16 protein-coding genes are annotated in these 17,957 nt (G+C 48.4%); 2 read left to right on the forward strand and 14 right to left on the reverse strand.

Going from position 1 to position 17,957, the window contains the following annotated elements; genetic code table 11:
* Positions 1-47: 47 nt before the first annotated feature.
* Positions 48-566, reverse strand: a complete 519-nt coding sequence (locus ACKFKH_RS14850; protein WP_446859093.1) for a GNAT family N-acetyltransferase — start codon at positions 564-566, stop codon at positions 48-50.
* 256 nt (positions 567-822) lie between these two features.
* Between ACKFKH_RS14850 and ACKFKH_RS14855 the strand changes: the two genes are divergently transcribed.
* Positions 823-1,548 carry a hypothetical protein gene (locus ACKFKH_RS14855; RefSeq protein ID WP_446859094.1) on the forward strand — a complete coding sequence of 242 codons (726 nt, stop codon included), beginning with the start codon at positions 823-825 and terminating at the stop codon, positions 1,546-1,548.
* A gap of 213 nt (positions 1,549-1,761) precedes the next feature.
* A complete protein-coding gene (locus ACKFKH_RS14860; RefSeq protein WP_446859095.1) occupies positions 1,762-2,634 on the forward strand; it encodes an alpha/beta fold hydrolase in 873 nt (290 codons plus the stop codon).
* 168 nt (positions 2,635-2,802) lie between these two features.
* Here the strand turns inward: ACKFKH_RS14860 and ACKFKH_RS14865 are convergent, their stop codons facing one another.
* The 13 genes from ACKFKH_RS14865 to ACKFKH_RS14925 form a co-directional block, all read right to left on the reverse strand.
* Complete coding sequence (locus ACKFKH_RS14865) at positions 2,803-3,819, reverse strand: MraY family glycosyltransferase (protein ID WP_446859096.1); 1,017 nt, start codon at positions 3,817-3,819, stop codon at positions 2,803-2,805.
* 21 nt (positions 3,820-3,840) lie between these two features.
* The gene (locus tag ACKFKH_RS14870; protein ID WP_446859097.1) at positions 3,841-4,815 is read right to left on the reverse strand and encodes a UDP-glucose 4-epimerase family protein; all 975 of its coding nucleotides are present in this window, start codon (positions 4,813-4,815) and stop codon (positions 3,841-3,843) included.
* Positions 4,812-5,567: a glycosyltransferase family 2 protein gene (locus ACKFKH_RS14875; protein WP_446859098.1), complete on the reverse strand. Its 756-nt coding sequence runs from the start codon at positions 5,565-5,567 to the stop codon at positions 4,812-4,814. Before ACKFKH_RS14875 ends, ACKFKH_RS14870 begins: the two co-directional genes overlap by 4 nt.
* Positions 5,568-5,928: 361 nt before the next feature.
* Complete coding sequence (locus ACKFKH_RS14880; RefSeq protein ID WP_446859099.1) at positions 5,929-6,846, reverse strand: hypothetical protein; 918 nt, start codon at positions 6,844-6,846, stop codon at positions 5,929-5,931.
* Between the two features lie 637 nt (positions 6,847-7,483).
* Positions 7,484-8,056 (reverse strand): YdcF family protein, encoded by a 573-nt coding sequence (locus ACKFKH_RS14885; protein WP_446859100.1) that lies wholly within the window; start codon positions 8,054-8,056, stop codon positions 7,484-7,486.
* A 451-nt stretch (positions 8,057-8,507) separates the two neighbouring features.
* On the reverse strand, positions 8,508-9,446 hold the full coding sequence (locus tag ACKFKH_RS14890; RefSeq protein WP_446859101.1) for a hypothetical protein: 939 nt from the start codon (positions 9,444-9,446) through the stop codon (positions 8,508-8,510).
* Positions 9,447-9,497: 51 nt separating this feature from the next.
* Positions 9,498-10,850: an O-antigen ligase family protein gene (locus tag ACKFKH_RS14895; protein ID WP_446859102.1), complete on the reverse strand. Its 1,353-nt coding sequence runs from the start codon at positions 10,848-10,850 to the stop codon at positions 9,498-9,500.
* A gap of 22 nt (positions 10,851-10,872) precedes the next feature.
* Entirely contained in the window at positions 10,873-12,147 is a 1,275-nt protein-coding gene (locus ACKFKH_RS14900; protein ID WP_446859103.1) for a glycosyltransferase, read from the reverse strand.
* Positions 12,131-13,189 carry an NAD-dependent epimerase/dehydratase family protein gene (locus ACKFKH_RS14905; RefSeq protein WP_446859104.1) on the reverse strand — a complete coding sequence of 353 codons (1,059 nt, stop codon included), beginning with the start codon at positions 13,187-13,189 and terminating at the stop codon, positions 12,131-12,133. The genes ACKFKH_RS14900 and ACKFKH_RS14905 overlap by 17 nt, the downstream gene beginning before the upstream one ends.
* A 53-nt stretch (positions 13,190-13,242) precedes the next feature.
* The gene (locus ACKFKH_RS14910) at positions 13,243-14,331 is read right to left on the reverse strand and encodes a hypothetical protein (protein WP_446859105.1); all 1,089 of its coding nucleotides are present in this window, start codon (positions 14,329-14,331) and stop codon (positions 13,243-13,245) included.
* The gene (locus ACKFKH_RS14915) at positions 14,331-15,506 is read right to left on the reverse strand and encodes a glycosyltransferase family 61 protein (RefSeq protein WP_446859106.1); all 1,176 of its coding nucleotides are present in this window, start codon (positions 15,504-15,506) and stop codon (positions 14,331-14,333) included. Before ACKFKH_RS14915 ends, ACKFKH_RS14910 begins: the two co-directional genes overlap by 1 nt.
* Positions 15,507-15,573: 67 nt before the next feature.
* Positions 15,574-16,323, reverse strand: coding sequence for an FkbM family methyltransferase (locus ACKFKH_RS14920; protein ID WP_446859107.1), 750 nt, complete (start codon positions 16,321-16,323; stop codon positions 15,574-15,576).
* 353 nt (positions 16,324-16,676) lie between these two features.
* Complete coding sequence (locus ACKFKH_RS14925; protein WP_446859108.1) at positions 16,677-17,876, reverse strand: glycosyltransferase family 4 protein; 1,200 nt, start codon at positions 17,874-17,876, stop codon at positions 16,677-16,679.
* Positions 17,877-17,957 lie beyond the last annotated feature (81 nt).

Raw genomic sequence — 17,957 nt, forward strand, 5'->3', positions numbered from 1 at the left:
ATTTGTCTCAGTTGGGTATCTCAAAGCCCCCACTAGGGAACCTTGAGTTAATCTGGATACCAAAACATCCCTTTGATCCCCTCTGGGTCAGACATAAACCCCAAATTTCGGTAGAAGTTCACCACATGCGGGTCAGCAAACAAAGTAATGTTGCTAATATCTTCGCTCCGTAGCTTCTTGATCATAAATTTCATCAGCGCTTTGCCCATCCCCTTCCCCTGGAAGTCAGGATGAACCACAACGTCCCAGATGGTAGCGTTGAAAGCGTGGTCGGAGGTGGCGCGGGAAAACCCAATCAATCGCCGTTGAACGCCCCGTTGCTCCCACATGGAGACAACCAAGAAGCTGTGCTGAATCGCTTTTTTCACCTTTCGCAAGGGACGGCGAGACCAGCCCACCGCATCACACAGTTCTTCTAGCTCGTACAGGTCGATTTCCCGTTCGGTGCTGAAAAATATGCGATTGGCGCGATCGTCGGCACCATCAGCAACGTATCTTTCTAATGGGGCTGCCTTGGCGGCAGAGGGGGCATCAGAACCACTGAATAAGCTTTTCCAAAAACCCATGCAAACGTGGTGGAGGTAGTAAAGGTGAAATCAGTATAGCGAGTATCTCTCTCAGATTCTCTCGCATCTTCATTCTCTCAGGCATTCGCCCAGGTAGCAAATGGACTCAGCGCCCAATTTATTAACTAGTTATCAACTAAGAAGATATTATCAATATCAAATTTGTAGTCGAAAAACTTAAGTAGCTTCTGCGATCGACGACCCTAATCGTCTCATTCATAACTTCATTTTACGAGAAAGTCCCCTCTTCACGCATATGGCCCTGGGTTTAAAACCAACGACGTTAGAACTGTTAAAGCGCTTCAACCGGGCGTTTCCTCAGTTTTATGAGCAATTTGTCAGTAGCGAAATTCAGCTTCAAAATCTCAGGCTGGCCTACCAGCTTTACAAAACTCGACAGGCAGTGATTGAGTTAAAGGCGGAAGGAAGCAAGAGTGCGCTGCATTTTGCTTACCGAAATCAGTCTTTTTTGTTAAGCGATATTTTTGGCGTTCTGGCGGCCTATGGTCTGACGATTCATAGTCTCAGCTTATATGGGCAAATTTACCCACCGATGCTGGTGTTTATCAAGCTGATTGTGTCTCGCAGCGGCAAGGCGCTAACAGACAAGACCGCAGAAAATGTCTGTCGGGCGGTTCGAGAGGCGCTGGCGGGACGGTTTGAAGTTGAGGAAATGTTGGCGGTTGAATTCAATCTAGATGCGGGCTTAGAGCAGGTTGAGACTGAATTTTACGTTGATCCCGTTTTCCATCTGCCCGCCTTGTTGATCGAAGCGGATAACCAGCCAGGTTTATTCTACAAAGTAATGTACGCCATCTGGCAAGAAGATCTGCTGGTGGTGAATGCCAATTTGCTGGTGTGGCGCGGGCGAACGCGACTGATTCTCTATCTATTAGGCCCCAACGAGAGTCTGATCCCAGAGTATCTGGGGCAAAAAATTGCTGAAGGCGTGAAACAGAGACTTCTGGGACGCAGATTTTAGGGAATTTCTGTGATTTTGGCTGGCGATTCCAATCAGCGCTTACAAAAACGAAGTCTACCTTCGACCATCAGGAAAGCGGTTTAACCTGCGGCAGATTTTGTTCCGATCGTCGCGATTCGTCAGGTTCATCTTTTTGAGAGTGCCTTCTTCATCCCTCAGCCAAGTTTTAAAGCTCAAAACTTTTTGAGATCGCCTTCACGGTAGGATGGAAACATGTCTACCATTTCTGTTTTGGGAGTGCTGCATCGCTATGACTTGACGGCTCCCACCGATTCGCGTGAAGTTTTGGTTTTTGTCCACGGCTGGCTTTTGAGTCGTCATTATTGGCAACCGCTGACTCAGAAACTGGCGATCGACTATCAATGTCTCACCTACGATTTGCGCGGTTTTGGAGAATCTCAGCCGGGTCGATCGCTCGATTGGGAGCATTCGACAGCGCTCTATAGCCTTCAAGCCTACGCGAGGGATTTGGGACTGTTACTAGAAGCGCTCAATCTTTCTAACGTTTGGCTAGTGGGTCATTCGCTGGGTGGCAGTATCGCGCTATGGGCGGCGGATCAGATGAGCGATCGAGTCAGCGGTGTGATCTGTGTGAATGCGGGAGGCGGCATCTACCTCAAAGAAGAGTTTGAGCGGTTTCGCAACGCTGGGAAGCAAATTGTCAAGATGCGGCCGCGCTGGCTGAGTCGGATGCCCTTGATCGATCGGTTGTTTGTGCGGGCGAGTGTGGTCAAGGCTATCGATCGCCATTGGGCAAAACAGCGCTTGATCGATTTTGTGGTGGCTGACTCGGAGGCGGCTTTGGGGACGCTGTTAGATTCTACGACGGAGGCAGAAGTGCATTCTCTTCCTCAAGTGGTGGCTCGACTTCGGCAGCCTGTCTACTTCATTGCGGGGTCAAAAGATCCGATCATGGAGCCAAAATATGTCCGGCATCTAGCCAGCTTTCATGCTCTCTTTGGGGACTGCGGAGAAAACGTGTTTGAGATTGCTGACTGCGGACATTTGGCGATGGTGGAGCAGACAGAAGCCGTTGCCCTACAAATTAGGGCGATCGTTCAAGGGAGCCAAGTTCACGAGATCTAGTAGACCGCAGGTTCGATGAGGTTTCTTGCTGCGTTGTTCAGCGCTTCTGCCCCCCAAACCCCCCAATTTTGGGGGACTTTAAGACAAGGTTTTGCTTTAAAGTTCCTCACGGGTAGGGGATTTGGGGAGCGTTTTTAGACTCGTAATCTTTGTAGAGGACAAGCGAGATTATTGAGTAACGATCGCTTCTCGCTCTCGTTTTTGCATGGTTAGATAGACTTCGGCAAGCCCGATCGCGCTGACTCCACTCATCAGACTCATCAGAGCGCCGACTTCATGAAAGAAATGTAGGTTAGCTGCAATGATCATCGTCATCAGAATGTAGCTAGAGGCGACAGATGCATGGCTCCATCCTGCTTGCTGCAATCTTTGGTAAATGTGAGTTCGGTGAGGCTTAAAGATATTTTCGCGTCGTTGTAAGCGGCGAACTAGCGTGTAGATCGCATCCGCTACTAGAGGCAACGTAATCGCCAACGCTGACCAGGATTGAACGGCATTGTGCGACTGATCAAGTAGCCCGATCGCCACCGCCGCCCCCAAAACTGTACTACCGACATCTCCCATGAAAATCTTGGCGGGTGACCAGTTCCACCACAAAAATCCTAGTAGGGCAACTAGCAGGAGTAGCAGAATCGGCTGATTGAGTTCGATAGCCAAAAAGCCAAGCTGTACAACAGTGACACCCGCTACTAGACCATCTAAGCCATCCATAAAGTTGTAGAAGTTGATCAATGCCGTCATCCCAATTATGGTGAGGACTACTGCAACGATGGTTCCGGCTAGTCCTAATGGAGTCAGCCACGGTTGAGGAAATGCGCCAAACCAAAATACAGCAATGCTGGCGGACATTAACTGAATTAAGTAACGAATCGCAGAAGGCACATTGTAGCGATCGTCAACAATTCCGACGATCGCCAAGGGCAACAACACAGACCAAATGTGTAGCGCATCCGTCGGCTTTAGAATTGAATGCTCTGAATTGGTGAGAAAAGGCAATGCTGCACTCGTCAGCGCAAACGCAATTACGAATCCTAATCCACCCCCGCGAGGAGTCGGTTTTGTATGAGAACTGCGATCGTTGGGCACATCCAACAAATAAGAACTCAGATAGTTACGGATAAGCGCAACCAGCAGAAAACTAAGCAATCCACTGGCAATGAGAAAGCTAGGAAAAGTATGTGTCATGAGCGGTTCAAGCAAACATTGCTATAGGTGAGAACTCGATCGCAGATACTCGTCAGCCGTCGCTTTTAAGCCTTGTTGCAAACTAAAAGGCGGCTGCCAGTTCAACGTATGGCCAAGCTTGCTGCTGTCTACTGTGAGAGAGCCGAGCAGACGAGCGATCGCCGCAGACTTTCCCGTAATTTGTCCCAAACGTTTTAGTACTTCTGGCGACACAGGCAACAAGCGGGCAGGACACCCCAACGCAATTGCTAGATGCTGAATTAAATCAGGCGTAGAGACATCCACGCCATCACTGACTAGAAAGGTTTGCCCACTGGCGGCCGGGTGAGCGGCACAGGTCAAAATGGCATCCACCAGATTGCCGACATACACCAGACTACGAGCATTCTCAACTCGACCAAATGGCAACGGCACACCCTGCTTAACTAACTTCATGAGTTGCTGAAAATTAGCCTTCACGCCTGCCCCATAGACCAGTGGCGGTCTGAGAATGACCACTTCTAATCCAGTTTCGGCGGAGACATGCTCAAGGGCAGACTCTGCTTCCCATTTGCTAATTCCATAGGGATCTTGAGGGTTGGGCTGACTGGATGCCGAATAGGTTTTAGCATCTGGAGTAGGACAAGTTAATTGCCCTTCGCCATTGACCTTAATCGAACTGAGATAAACAAATCGACGCACTCCCGATCGAGCAGCGGCGATCGCCAATCCTCTAGTCGCTTCAGTATTGACAGCCCGAAACGCAGCTAAAGGATCGCTCACCTTGTCTCGCATGACATGCACACGAGCCGCTAAATGAACAATGCAATCGACTTGAGACAACACCTCAGAACGAGTTGCAAGATCCGTCAGAGACTCTACAACAACGGGTTTGACTTCACTGGGCAATGTGTGATCGAGCGAGCGTACCACGCCAAAAAACTGAGTATCTGAGTGGGGCGATCGACACAGTGCTGACCCTACAAAGCCAGTTGCGCCTGTTACCAAAATTTTCATGTCGGGCGTTGAATGAGTTGAAAAACCTTCGTGAAATATTTGGAAAACACCCGGACTAAGTTAGTACGAATCTGATTTTCGGCACACCCTCTAACAATCTCTCGATTGAGCACCCAATTACTCTTCAAACTCGTCGTACTCACCCCTCCCACGCGCATTTTGACCATGACTTGGGGAATGTAGCTGTAAGAGAGTTTGTGCTTTGCCAAAAAGCGAGTTAGCAGTTCATAGTCTGAGGCAATCTTGTAGTCGGTTTTGAACAGTCCATAGCGCTCATAAGCCCACCGTTTAACAAAGAAAGTTGGGTGAGCGGGCATCCATCCATCTGCAAACTTTTTGGGATGAAATTTTGCTGAACTGTAGTAGCGAACGACTTTATTCAAATCATCCGGTTTAACAAAAACAAGATCTCCAAAGACTGAATCTGCTTGAGTTTGCTCAAACTGTTTAACAACGGTAGAAATAATGTTGGTATCTGCGTAGAAATCATCTGAGTTGAGAATGCCGATGATTTCGCCTGATGCAAGCTTAATGCCCTTGTTCATGGCATCGTAAATGCCGCGATCGGGTTCAGAAATAAACTGAGCGATCTGATGGCGATACGATTGGAGTACTGCAACAGTGCCGTCTGTCGAAGCTCCGTCAATAATAATATGCTCGATGTCTGGATAGTCTTGCGATAACACAGACTTTACTGTATCTTCAATTGTTTTGCGCCCGTTGTAGACAACGGTAATGATAGAGACTTTCATCACAATCCCATATACAACAAGTAGTGTAAAAATCCGGGCATTATTGAACTGATCTCTGAAGCATAGAGATTTTCCTCACGCTGGATCTCTCTCAAAACGTGAGGAAATCAGAACGCTGACTCTTTTTGCTTTAATAGATCAACTACGCCCTAGATCAACTCAGCAGATTAACTCAGCAACCCTGGAACCTATGTCCATCAGAACTAACTTCAGTCGATCGCAACTCAACATTTTTAGTCGGTGACTCGCCTTTAGATCCGCCCTAGCAATCTCCAACTCAGTCTGTGATCGAGAATGCTTTAAACAATCGAGGTTTGACGATCCACACAGTTACGTCAATTTGCGATTTGCAGGGTCAGGTTTAAGCCGATACTTTAGAGCTTTGGCGGATAAATTTGATCGTTTTCTGCCACCAGCTATCTTGGGGATTGAGAGCAGTGCTAGCTGGACGACTAAATCCATTCCAGTCCCACAAAATCGCCCCCTGTGCCCCTGTCGATCGCACCGTTTGTAACTGCTTAAGCCAAAAATCTCCCGGTATGTAGGAGTAGGCCAGCAGTCGATTACTCATGTGATACCGAGGCCATAGGAAGGGCAGCACAGGCTTACCAAACCGTTGAGCTTCCGCAATGTTTGCGCGGGCGTAGGCTGCCCAGGCATCTTGATCGGTGTAAAAGGTGTAGAGAGAAGGTGCAATAAAATCGACTTTTGCCGTTAAAGGTCTTAGAAATTCATTAGCTGCTTGCCATTTAGTCGATCGATTGGCATCTTTAGCTAAAGGAACCCAATAATCTCGAATAGGCGGAAACCCATAAACTCCAATCTTTAAGGAGGGGCGCTCGCTTTTCATCCAATCAATGACCTGGATGATTTTTTGCATGGTTTTCTGCACGTCTGCTGTAGAGGCCGTGCGAATATCAAAGGGCCAATGCTCAATGTTAACTACAAAGTAGCGATTCCCTTGCTGAACTGCGGTGCGAGCTAGTTGCCGACAAGCGGCCTCGTCTGGAGATGACTGGTCTTTGTAGTTTCGCCAAAAGCCTAAGTGGGTTACCCAAATTTTCTCCATGCCGATCGACGGCTTATCAGGATACAACAGCGAATCAAACACCTTAAACGAGGAAGTTGATACTGTTTGAACAGGTTGCGGTTGAGCAGGATTACTTGTCTTGTAGAAATAAGAATGCCAGAAACCAAGGTTTAGCAACAAAGGCAGTAGAAATCCAGCGCTAAACAGGATGAACCAGAACGCTTTATGGCGTAGGAAGCGAAACCTCATAATGTGCACTCTATTCCCAGAAGTTAGTGACATTCAGTAAACTTTAAGTGACTTATAGTCACCACATTTTGATCAATGACGAGTGAGCCTTGATCGTCAGGCAGTTGGAATTAAAATAACGTGAATTCGATAGAGTTTTTCCGCTCTGTTACTCAGCACTTCAGCCCCCCAACCCCCCAATTCTGGGGGACTTTTGGACAAGATCTCTCGTTCAAAGTCCCCCAATTTTGGGGGATTTAGGGGGCTGAAGCCGATTGAAACGAAGCGAGTCACTCTCATCGAACTGACGTTAAAATAACGGGGCTAATTAAATTGTCTTCATATCAATTTCTCGGCACTGATATAGCAGTCTTAAATCAGTTGTGAGAATATCTTCGGAATGTTTGTATAAACATATGCAATCGCTTCGCCACCCTGCTAAAAGAGATTTGCTTCAATTTCTTTGCTTCGTTATTCAGCGCTTCTGCCCCCCAACCCCCCAATCTGGGGGACTTTAGACCATTCGAGCTACAAATTTCTGGGTGGATGGAAGCGTTAGGGGGTTATTTTCGGAATGGTTATACAAAACGTATATGTAGTCATTCAAAGTGACCAGCGTTTTGCTTCTACTGCTCTTAAGGGCATCGGAAGGTAGGGGTTACTTTTGGTCTTGGCAAGCCCAATGCTGCTTTAGACTGGCACCCGTGCGACCTGTCGCTAACCAAACAAAAGACCGCCCAATATCCCTGAGAATCCGCAGATTTGATTCGGGAGGGCGGTGAGACGGAACGACCATCGGAGTAAATGCAATTCCCTGGCTTCCCAAAACGATCGTGGCGATCGCCATTGCTCTGGGCATATGAAAATCCGACGTTAATACATAAACATGTCGAATGTCGCGTTTTCGCAAGTCTTTGACCACCGTCGTAAAGTTGGTCACTGTATCGGTCGCTCGGCAATCCCAGTGCAGTCGCATCGGAGCAATGTCAGCGCTCTCAAAGATCGTCGCCGCCTGGGGCGAACCTGTCGAAACCCAGACCGCCAATTGAGAATGGGCTTGAATCGTGGGCACAGACGATCGCTCTCGATCGGCTCCCCCTCCCAAAAATAAAATTAGTTGCGGCTCAGGAGCTTGCTGCTTTGCCTGGGCGAGTTTTGCAGGAATGTAGCCAACACAAACGATAGTTAGCAGTGCGCTGACGCACCAAAAACGACGGGGTTGCTTAAACACAGCAGGAACTTAATCATGGTAGACACCTTTCCTGACTACTGTACTGTGTTTAGGGAAGTCTGGCAGCACCCTACCTCAAATTTCTACCTCCAGCAATTTTCTGTTCTCCATGAACTTATCCATCAGTTTTGACCAAAGAGATACGACATTGACCCATCGATCGCTGCGTTTGTGTTGTTTAGGAAGCCGAAATGAACGCGACGTGCAACTTCTTTAAGTCCTCCCTTCTTAAGGCTACCGTGTACACACAAGTTGCTTAATCGTTTATTGCCGAGATCTTCGCCCCCTAAATCCCCCAATCTGGGGGACTTTGAACTCGGATTCTGGGCTTGGAGTCCCCCAATTTTGGGGAATTTAGGGGGCTGAAGCCGACTGAAACGAAGCGAGAAAGAGATGTGTGTACACAGTAGCTTCTTAAAGGGAACGTTGCAACTTTGCAGCTTGATCACGCTCAGGCTCTCGCGGGGATGAGCGCACGTTTCATTTTTCTCAAAAACAACAGGCCTTTGACGATGACCAATCCTCTGGGACGAAGCTTTCGCAGCGTTTTTTTGACCGTCGCTAATTCAGTGTCTAATAGCCGCACTTCTTCAGGTAACTGAAACGCGATCGGGGGTTGCGGAGGGTTAGCCTGGTTAAAAAAGCGGCGGGCCGATCGCCAACCGTGGGTGCCCGTTCCATCAAACCCGATGTTGTTGATATAGCTAATCGGCGGAAATAAGGTACATCCCCGCTGCTTAAAAATACTCCAGTACCAGCGGATCGCCCAAGAATCGAGCGTCCCAGACATTTGCATCTTGAGCGTGTTGAAGTAATCAAACGTGCCGTCAAAGTTAAATCGGGTGCGGAGATCGCGATCGTGTTCCAGTGCTTCCCAGCCGACTGCTTGCGGATCAAAGTGTGCCCAGGCTCGTTTCCAGGTTGCCCAACCCCAGGAGGTATGAATTGGCAGAAACAGCGCTTCTGTGCGTTGAGTAAATTCGGGCACCGGATACATGTGAGCCGAGACCTGCATTACAGAAGGTTCTGCTTCATATTGGTCAAGGGCAGCATTCAAAAAGCCTAGACAGCGCGGATGTACCACAAGATCGTCTTCGATAATGATGCAGCGATCGTAGGTGCGAAACACCAGGTCGATTCCAGAAATAATTGAGTTTGCCAGACCTTGATTCTGGGGAGCCTCAATGATCTTGGCAGTTTCTCCGACTAGCTCACGTACCAGGCTGCGCGTTTCTTGAATTTTGTCAGCATCCTCTGGCTTTTTGGCTCCATCACAAAAGACAAACAAAGGACTCTCCGCAAACTCTGGACACTGCATCAGGCTGATCAGCGTCTGTCGAGTGTGATCGGGGCGCTTATAGATAAATAAGGCGATCGGGGAATAGCTCATGGAAATAGTACAATTGGGGCATCGATCGTGAAACAAACAACAAACGAGGAACTAGGATGCGTCCCAGCGGGAGTTTTGAATCGCCCTCTTTCCTAGCCGCAAGTAAGCAATCAGAACGCCAATAGACGTAATCGGTAAAAAGCTTCTGTAAGGATCGCCGTGGAATGAAAACATACAGACTGCTTGAGCAAATATCACAATACAAAAGCTAGAAATTGTGGCGTAATCACTGTTCAAAAACTGCTCTGGTGTAGGAAAAGACTTGATTACTCTCCGCACATCAGGCTTCATGATAAAGATGACTTGAATCATGCGGTAGAAGATGTATATAAACGGCACCACAAAGGTCACAACCCCTAACAGTCCAAACTCAGTTGAAACCTGGAGAAACGCATTGTGTGCGGCGTGAGCAGAGTACAACCCATTCCCTGTCATCGGATTTTGCATAAACCCTTCCCAGGCAGTCTGATAGAGAACTTCTCTCTGCTGTGTAGAACGATCTTGGCTGCCGCCGCCAGTCAATATTTGAGTGAAGGAACTAACTCGTTCTAAACCAGACTCCAGCGCCACAGTAATAGGGGATGCTTTTTCTGATGGGCCGCCCCCTCGCGCGGCCGGAACAAACGATTCGCTCGCCAGGGAAAACGAGAACACTAAGGTAACTACAATAAATCCATTCAACACTACCCTGGACAAGCTTTTGTTAGAGCGAGCCAAAACTTTTAAGCTGTAAATCGCCACGAAGGCACCCCCCAAAAAGATAGACAATAGGGCGCTACGAGTGCCTGTAGAGAGACAAACCGATAGCCCAGGTAAGCTTACTACTAGCCAAACCAGATTCCAGGGATACTTAGCACGCATTGCCAAAATTAGACTGGTCAGAAAAGCATAGGCTCCGGTGTACCCCAAAATGATGGGATTGTTACTTGCGCCAGCCACCAGTCGCCGACCGTGATCGGCCCAGTTTGCAGTTCCGGTAATCACCTGAGCCAGAATAATCGAGGAAGTCAGGATCGTAATCAGATTGGAGACCTGGCAAACCAGCTTAAATTGTTTGAGCGTCAAACTTCGCGCAACTGCTAGAGAAGTCCAGTACAAAGAAAAATAGATTACAAGATTTTCTGGAAATTCAGCCGCAAATCTGCCTTCTCGCAGGTCATATAGAAAGAGGATCACAAACAGGAGATACAGCAAATCGATCGGTTCTAGCCGCAGCAGTTTTTCACGACAGTCTTTGACAAATAGGGCAATGACAAGCGGGATTCCGACTAAGGTAAGCTGATAGGCTGCTGTGAGCGCACTAGACTGAAGACCCGCAGAAAACCCAGTAATGCAGAAATAGAAAGTCAAGCCATGAAGATAGAGACTGAGTAATACAGCACTTAATTTCGATAGTAGCTTCATAAGATTTCTGCGTCAGGTAGATCTAAACAGACAGTAGCGTTTGCAGGATGGTGTCAACAAATTGCCCAGCCAGGTTTTGATTAACAAATTCCTGCATTTTGGCAGCATTGTGCTTGAGACGATCGCTCCCTTGTAACCAGTCAGTCACCCCTTGAGCGATCGCCTCTGGCTGGCTGGCATCGACGACCAACCCTAACTCGTAATGGCGGACTAGCTCTCCCATCAGCCCATAGTCTGTAGACAAGACTGGTTTTTGCGCCGCCGCCGCGTGCAACAAAATAGAACTCATGCCCACATGTCGCTGATAGGTTGCCAGCACGTTATCCGCCAGTTCAAAGTAGCGTTGTACTGCGTCGCCTTTGATGTATTGATCATTGAGGATTACCTGAACTGACGTCGTTTGCTGTAGCTGCTGGATCTGAGCGACGATCGCGGGTTTATCCGCTAGGGGCAGTGGCCCCGCTAACAGTAAGCAAATCTGCTGCCCCAGTTCTGGAGGGAGCGCTGACATTGCCGTCAAAATCTGGTAAATTCCTTTGCGCCGATTGAGTTCGCCAAACAGCAATAAAACCTGGCGATCGGGTGCAATTCCCAAATCCTGTCTCAGTTGTGCAGTTGCTTCAGGCTGGGGGTGATGGGGCTGAACGGGATCAGCCAGCGGCAGGACTTTGACCCTAGGATTACATTGCTGAATCTGGGGAACCGCGAAGGCATCGAGCGAAAACAAAGTCTTTAGCTGAGGATTGCGGAGAATTAGGGTGAGTAATCGCTTTTGTCGCCACTGTCGCAGCGTATCTTGCCAGGTTGGGTGATAGTCTGCAAAGCGACTGTAATGAAAAGTGGGTCTGAAATAAATGCCCGCGATCGGACAGGGAGCGCGCCGCCCCGCCACCAAGGGAATTTGGCAAGTATCGAAATACATCAACAGTGCTTGAGTCGCCTGGAGTTGGCTGGCATAGTTACACAAGAGATGCCATTCAGCAAACGACTTAGAAAGCAGAGATTTTTGTTGCTCAAACTGGGCAAATTCACGCTCGGAAATGGCTGTAAACTGAACTCGACTGTCCGACGTTTCGTAAGCCAGCGCAGTAATGTCGGCGTGACGATCGAAAAACTGCGGAGACACGACCACATGCAGCGTTCCGGGGCGCTGTTGCTCAACCCAATCCCGCACTAGATATTGGATATAGACTGGATGGTGCCCACTGGCTGCCAGGTCAAATAACAGTAGTTTGGGCGTGTCTAACTTTTGAGTCGATGGGTCGATCGCCGATCGGGGACTATCTAACTGCTGCATATTTGGCTGCCTCGGCCGCGATGATTTCCTGAAAAATATCCGTCAGGCTGCGCGTAATGCTCCACTCTGGAAAATGGCTCTTGAGCTTTCGCAGGTCAGACATGTAGCAGATGTGATCGCCAATTCGATTTTGATCGACATAAACCCAATTGACGCGCTTGCCTGTGAGCTGTTCGATCAAGTCAAACGATTCTAGAATAGACACGCTGTTATCACGGCCGCCGCCCAGGTTATACACTTCTCCTGGCTTGGGGTTGTTGCGGAAGGCTTCAAAGGCTTGAATCACATCGTAGCTGTGAATGTTGTCGCGCACCTGTTTGCCCTTGTAGCCAAACACCTTGTAAGTGCCGCCTGTGATGGCGACTTTGACTAGGTAAGACAAAAAGCCGTGTAGCTCAACGCCAGAGTGAGAAGGGCCGGTCAGACAGCCGCCGCGAAAGATGCCGACCTTCATCCCAAAATAGCGACCGTACTCTTGAGCGACAACATCCGCAGCCGCTTTGGATGCGCCAAACAAGGAATGTAGACAGCGATCGATGCGTTGGGTTTCGGCAATCCCGTGGTAGTCGTCTGGGTTGGCGTAATCGTAGCGTTTTTCTAGCTCAACGCGGGGCACTTCGTTAGGCGAGTCGCCATACACTTTGTTGGTGCTGATGTGAATAAACACCGCCTCTGGGCAAAATTGGCGCGTAGCTTCTAGCAAATTCACCGTACCCAGAGCATTGACTTCAAAATCGAGCAAAGGAATCTGACACGCTTTGTCGTGAGACGGTTGAGCCGCACAGTGAATAATCAGATCAAAAGAGTGGGACTGGAAGAGGTCAAACAAGCGATCACGATCGCGAATATCAATGCTGTAAGGCTGAAAGCTGCGCGTTTTGGATTGTAACCGTTGCAAATTCCAGGTGGTGTCGCCCTGCGCGCCAAAAAACTCTGCCCGCATGTTATTGTCAACCCCGATTACCTGATGTCCCTGGCGATCGTAGTACTCCACCGCTTCGGAACCAATCAAACCATTTGAGCCTGTTACCAATACCTTCATTGTTTCTGATCTCTTGGGGGTCTACTGCAAAAGGGTTGCTTGTCGCAATCTCGTTAGTGGGCGAGTTCGAGCAAGCAGTTAATAAAGCGTTTCTCTGCTTTCACTGGACGAGGCAACACTTCAGGACGCTCCAAAGTTTTTGCCATGAGATCTGTCAGTTCAAACCGATCGTCATAGCAATACACGCCAGCATAGGTGAACGCACTCCGGCAAGCGTTGCCATTGGCAATTACAGGAATGCCAGCAATCAACATTTCAGGAATGCGAGTAATCGCTCCGGCTCCAGCTTGCTGATGAATCAGAGCCGCTTTTGCCCGAAGCATCAACTCATTTAGTTTCTCTAGCTCAACTGCGCCGTGCAGGAAGAAATCAGAATGATTACAATAACTTAACAATTCATCCGTCCCAAAACCCACGATATCTACCTGAAATTCCAGCGTTTTACGGACTTCTTGCAGCCAGTTAAGTTGCTCGATCATGCCAGCTTTGGTGGGAGGATTTTTAGCATTTCCCAAAATTAAAAAGCGGGATGGCTGTTCTCTCGTTCTGGCTTCACGCAGGCTTAAGAGGCGCTCAAAGAGCTTTGCAGGCGGATAGTAGGGTAAGAAATGGGCATTGACCCCTTTGAGCCTCAAAAGCCATTCTTCTTCGCGGGCGATACAAAACACGATGTCAGCTTTGGCGAGGGCCTGCGCTTCGATATCAAAACTTTCAAAAAAAGCATTTTGTCCGGTGACCAACGCCTCCAGGTTTTGAGGTACGCCGACGATTTTGAAGTGACGCTCATCAGCCACGTAGGGCGCAACATAGTTTTTGGTCGCTTCCCACACCATGACTTTGGCACCCGTGTGTTGCTGAAGTGCCTTTTGGTAAAGTTGGCGCTGAAACCCGCAAAAGGCAAGTGAGACAGGCGATTTGCTAATTTTTAGCTGATGCTGATTGATAAACCGCAGCGTGCTGGGATTGAGGATCGACTGAAGGCCCGCCAGGAGCCGATCGAGCTTTTTCTGCACGACTTTGCGGTCTAAGTTGGTGATTTCGATGCCCGCTTCTGCAATTAATTCAGCGATTTGGGCGGTTCTGTGATTGCCCCCATGCCCATCGGCATCAGCAGCAAAAAAACTATCTACGAGGATATTCATCAGGCTGATTCTAGAAAAGACTGCATCGTTTTCTCTAACGTTTGGATCGGAACAAAAATGTTGGGGTGTTGAGGATACTCTGAATTTTTGATCGTCTCCCCAAACAGACACCAATAATCCTGCTGCAAACAGTTGCTCATCGACCAGAAGCAAAGACTAGAAATCTTACTAGGTTCAAAAAATTCCAACACCTGGGTCGATGGCTGGGCAAACATTAAATTGGTTAATCCGGCTCCGTGTGGGGCGACGATTGCCTTGGCCTCAGAGAAAAGCTGAACTTGTTCCTGAAGACTCATTGTTTCTAGAAAATACGTCTGAAACCCATACTGTCTAAGTAGCGCTTCGACGGCTGATTCGTTAGTAATTTTGCGACCTTTTGCCTTGGCGCGGCTAATCAAAATCAGCTTTTTACGATCTAGCGCTTCAGCTTGCAGATTAAACCGTTTGTAGAATGCCGATCGTACCCACTCATTCGCGCCAGGCAGATCCCAACCCCAAACGGTATTTGGAGGCGAAAAGTAAAGGGTTTCTAGTTCCCAGATTTCTCGCCCTGGGTGAATCACGAGCCGATCTTGATTAAGTCCGATCGTCGCCAGCGCTTCGTATTGCCATGCTTTCAACCCATTGGGTACTACAAACTGAGTCTCCTGTGGCAGTCGATCGAGAATGCAATACAGCTTTTGCAGCACATCATGCATCCAGTGATAGTAGTTCCCGTAGGCAGCGTTCAGTTGCAGCAGAGAATAATATTTGCCAGCCTTTCTTTGATGAGAGTAGGTTTGCTGTCTTAAGTAGCTGTAGTAGTCAGACTGATGCTGAAGCGATTGGCTTCCCATGAGTGGCTCTGCGGTATAGCTGCCGTCTGGCAAAACTACAACGCCGTGTTTGCCCAGTAGTTTAGCCTGGTGAATCTGCACCAAGTACTTTTCGGCTGCCTGATTGCTGAGTTGAGATAAAAAGAGGGGATGAATGGTTGCGTCAACTGTTTTCGGCGGCGATCGATGGATTCTACTGGCTTTAACAATATCTTGATGCAGAATTTGCGCTGTACGGTCAGGCTGACTTCTCGCCCATTCCTTCACGTTTTCACAGATCGGCGGATGCCATTTCCACAAATTGTCTAAAACGGTTGCAGTAGAAGATTTAGCTAGTCGCAATAGGGTTTGGGTGTTCATCATTTTGTCCTGTGTGCGTATCCCTTGCTTGGAGCCTGAATGGTGAAGTCCAATTGCATCAGCCTGTCTACTTCCAGCCCTTGTAGCGCCGCAACTCGCTATCGTTTTTCACAAAGATAAAATCTCCACCCGTGAGCGCACCGTCATAGGGTCGATAGTGACACTCAACAATGTCATATAGACAGTAGTGATGGTCATACATGATTTCCATCAAGTCTTTTGGCGTTGTGCGATCGACATACGCTTCTAGACAACCAAATTCAATCACAAATAGTTCGGCTGCATTCAGCACTTGACTTCCGCCCTTTAAGGCTGGTAATTCTCCGCCTTGCAGATCGAGCTTTACTAGATTTGGAAATAGATTGAGCCTGGTAGCAATGTTATCTAAGGTATCTACTTTGACTTGAACGGTTTGATTGGCTTGTCCTTGAGTGTGATTGAGCAAAGAGGCGCTGGCGGCCTTGTCGGCATCTCCCCAAATGTTAAAAGAGCTCTCTCCGGGTGCAGCGCCCAGAGCCAAGTTTTGGAGAGCTACCGCAGGCTTAATGTGAGCGAGTGTGCTGCTGATCTCGGCTTGTAGAGACGGATTTGGCTCCATTAGTACAATTTGCGCTTGAGGAAAGATATCAGCGATCGTCGCGCTCCACGTCCCCTTAAATGCGCCCCCATCAAAAATAACTTTGGGAGAAAAGCCAAGTTTTTGAGTATGACGCAAGCGTTCTGTTGCGCTGGGCATGGAGGTCAAACTATGCTTTCGCAACAGGGCCAGGGGCCATTGAATGAGATCTTTAACTTTGGGCTTGATGTTCTTAATCATGGCTTATCTCCTGCTTTGGTGACTGGAGGATCGAAGCAAATTTCAAGGTCAGCTCGACCCCTTACGGGTAACTCGAAGAGATCAAGTTTCATCGCTGCGTTGTTAAGATCTTCTGCTGCAAACTCCTAATTCTGGAAGACTTTACATCAGCATTCTGAGTTAGGCGACTAGGCTTTCAGAATTTGATTAGACCTGCTACGCGAATCCGGAAACGCCCCCTAAATCCCCCACAAGTGAGGGACTTTGAGCCAAGACTTGCGGTTTCATAGTCCCTCACTTGTGGGGGATTTAGGGGGCACAAGCCGACCCAAACGGAGCAAGACCTAAGCAGGAGGTGACATCGAAAATTCTATTCACGCAGGAGGTCTATTGGCACCTGTCTGAGAAAGAGGTGTTGGATCTCCGCTCAAATCTTGGAGTAACAGCAGCGTTTCTCGCACCATCTTCTCTTCTGAAAAGTTTTGAGCCTGAATTTGTGCCTGTTCTGACATTGTTTGCATGGATTCAGGATGCCGCAGTGCCCAGCGCAAGGTTTCTAATAAATCACAGCTATCCCCTTTACGAAACAAGCGCCCGTGTATCCGATCGACGATCAGTTCGGGAATCCCACAGGCATTAGAAGCGACGATCGGAATCCCATAAGCCATCGCCTCTAAGATCGCAAAGGGCTGCCCCTCAAAGCGACTGGGAAACACAAATAGATCTGCGGCTTGCAAAAACCGGGGCACATCAGCCCGATAGCCTAAGAAATGAACGCGATCGACCACTCCATACGCTTGTACTTGCTCAACCAGGGCTTCTCGCTTTTCGCCATCACCAATCCAAATAAAATGCAGATGGGGAAATTCTTGAATTAGATGGGGAATGGCTGGAATCAAGTCTACATAGCCCTTCTGGTCAGCCAAGCGTCCTACTGTCAATGCCAATTGGCTAGTCTCAGGCAACTTTAACTCAGCCCGAATCTGTTGTCGTAACGCCAACCCCGCTTCATTTGTTCCAGTGATTTGAGAAACCACTTTGGAGCCGTTGTAGATAGCCCGCACTGTTTCTGGGTCTGCCTGAAAAGAGGTGCAAATTTGTTTGCGATTATAGTTTGACACACCGATCCACTGCTGATTTCGCGATCTGGCCCAGGCGTATAGCTTTAGCTTGAGGTTGGGAAAGGATGCCACTTCTGGAAATAGGTGAAATACAACCATCGTGGGAGTTTTTAGCCAGCCACAAGCCAACATGCTGTTGAAACAAGCGTTGTAGCCAGCTAGATTGATCTGAACTAGGTCGGGTCTTAGCTTGATCAACAACAACAGGGTCATCAAAAAGTTAGCGATGTAATCCAGCAATCGTATTGGATAAACTTTCCACTCCAGAATGTTTAGCGGATGATACTGGATGCCTCTTGCTTGAAAGTCTTGAACCAAAGTAGACATCTCAGGCACCTGCGGAAATGCCACATGAACGTCCCATCCTTGCTGGACTGCGGCAGTCGCGATCGTCAATGAATATTCTTCAACACCCCCGCGCTGAAGCGAGGAAGAAATAAATAATAAACGCATTCTAATTCAGGTAAAAGTCTGTAGAACTTGTGACGATCGACTTCAATATAAGTTGGATGATGCTTCGCCTGGTTGTTTACT

Source organism: Phormidesmis sp. 146-20 (assembly GCF_052939475.1).

What these genes read in the sequence shown, in the direction of transcription:
- ACKFKH_RS14850 (WP_446859093.1), bottom strand. Translation starts at nt 566, where the DNA reads ATGGGTTTTTGGAAAAGCTTATTCAGTGGTTCTGATGCCCCCTCTGCC.
- ACKFKH_RS14855 (WP_446859094.1), top strand. Translation starts at nt 823, where the DNA reads ATGGCCCTGGGTTTAAAACCAACGACGTTAGAACTGTTAAAGCGCTTC.
- ACKFKH_RS14860 (WP_446859095.1), top strand. Translation starts at nt 1,762, where the DNA reads ATGTCTACCATTTCTGTTTTGGGAGTGCTGCATCGCTATGACTTGACG.
- ACKFKH_RS14865 (WP_446859096.1), bottom strand. Translation starts at nt 3,819, where the DNA reads ATGACACATACTTTTCCTAGCTTTCTCATTGCCAGTGGATTGCTTAGT.
- ACKFKH_RS14870 (WP_446859097.1), bottom strand. Translation starts at nt 4,815, where the DNA reads ATGAAAATTTTGGTAACAGGCGCAACTGGCTTTGTAGGGTCAGCACTG.
- ACKFKH_RS14875 (WP_446859098.1), bottom strand. Translation starts at nt 5,567, where the DNA reads ATGAAAGTCTCTATCATTACCGTTGTCTACAACGGGCGCAAAACAATT.
- ACKFKH_RS14880 (WP_446859099.1), bottom strand. Translation starts at nt 6,846, where the DNA reads ATGAGGTTTCGCTTCCTACGCCATAAAGCGTTCTGGTTCATCCTGTTT.
- ACKFKH_RS14890 (WP_446859101.1), bottom strand. Translation starts at nt 9,446, where the DNA reads ATGAGCTATTCCCCGATCGCCTTATTTATCTATAAGCGCCCCGATCAC.
- ACKFKH_RS14895 (WP_446859102.1), bottom strand. Translation starts at nt 10,850, where the DNA reads ATGAAGCTACTATCGAAATTAAGTGCTGTATTACTCAGTCTCTATCTT.
- ACKFKH_RS14900 (WP_446859103.1), bottom strand. Translation starts at nt 12,147, where the DNA reads ATGCAGCAGTTAGATAGTCCCCGATCGGCGATCGACCCATCGACTCAA.
- ACKFKH_RS14905 (WP_446859104.1), bottom strand. Translation starts at nt 13,189, where the DNA reads ATGAAGGTATTGGTAACAGGCTCAAATGGTTTGATTGGTTCCGAAGCG.
- ACKFKH_RS14910 (WP_446859105.1), bottom strand. Translation starts at nt 14,331, where the DNA reads ATGAATATCCTCGTAGATAGTTTTTTTGCTGCTGATGCCGATGGGCAT.
- ACKFKH_RS14915 (WP_446859106.1), bottom strand. Translation starts at nt 15,506, where the DNA reads ATGAACACCCAAACCCTATTGCGACTAGCTAAATCTTCTACTGCAACC.
- ACKFKH_RS14920 (WP_446859107.1), bottom strand. Translation starts at nt 16,323, where the DNA reads ATGATTAAGAACATCAAGCCCAAAGTTAAAGATCTCATTCAATGGCCC.
- ACKFKH_RS14925 (WP_446859108.1), bottom strand. Translation starts at nt 17,876, where the DNA reads ATGCGTTTATTATTTATTTCTTCCTCGCTTCAGCGCGGGGGTGTTGAA.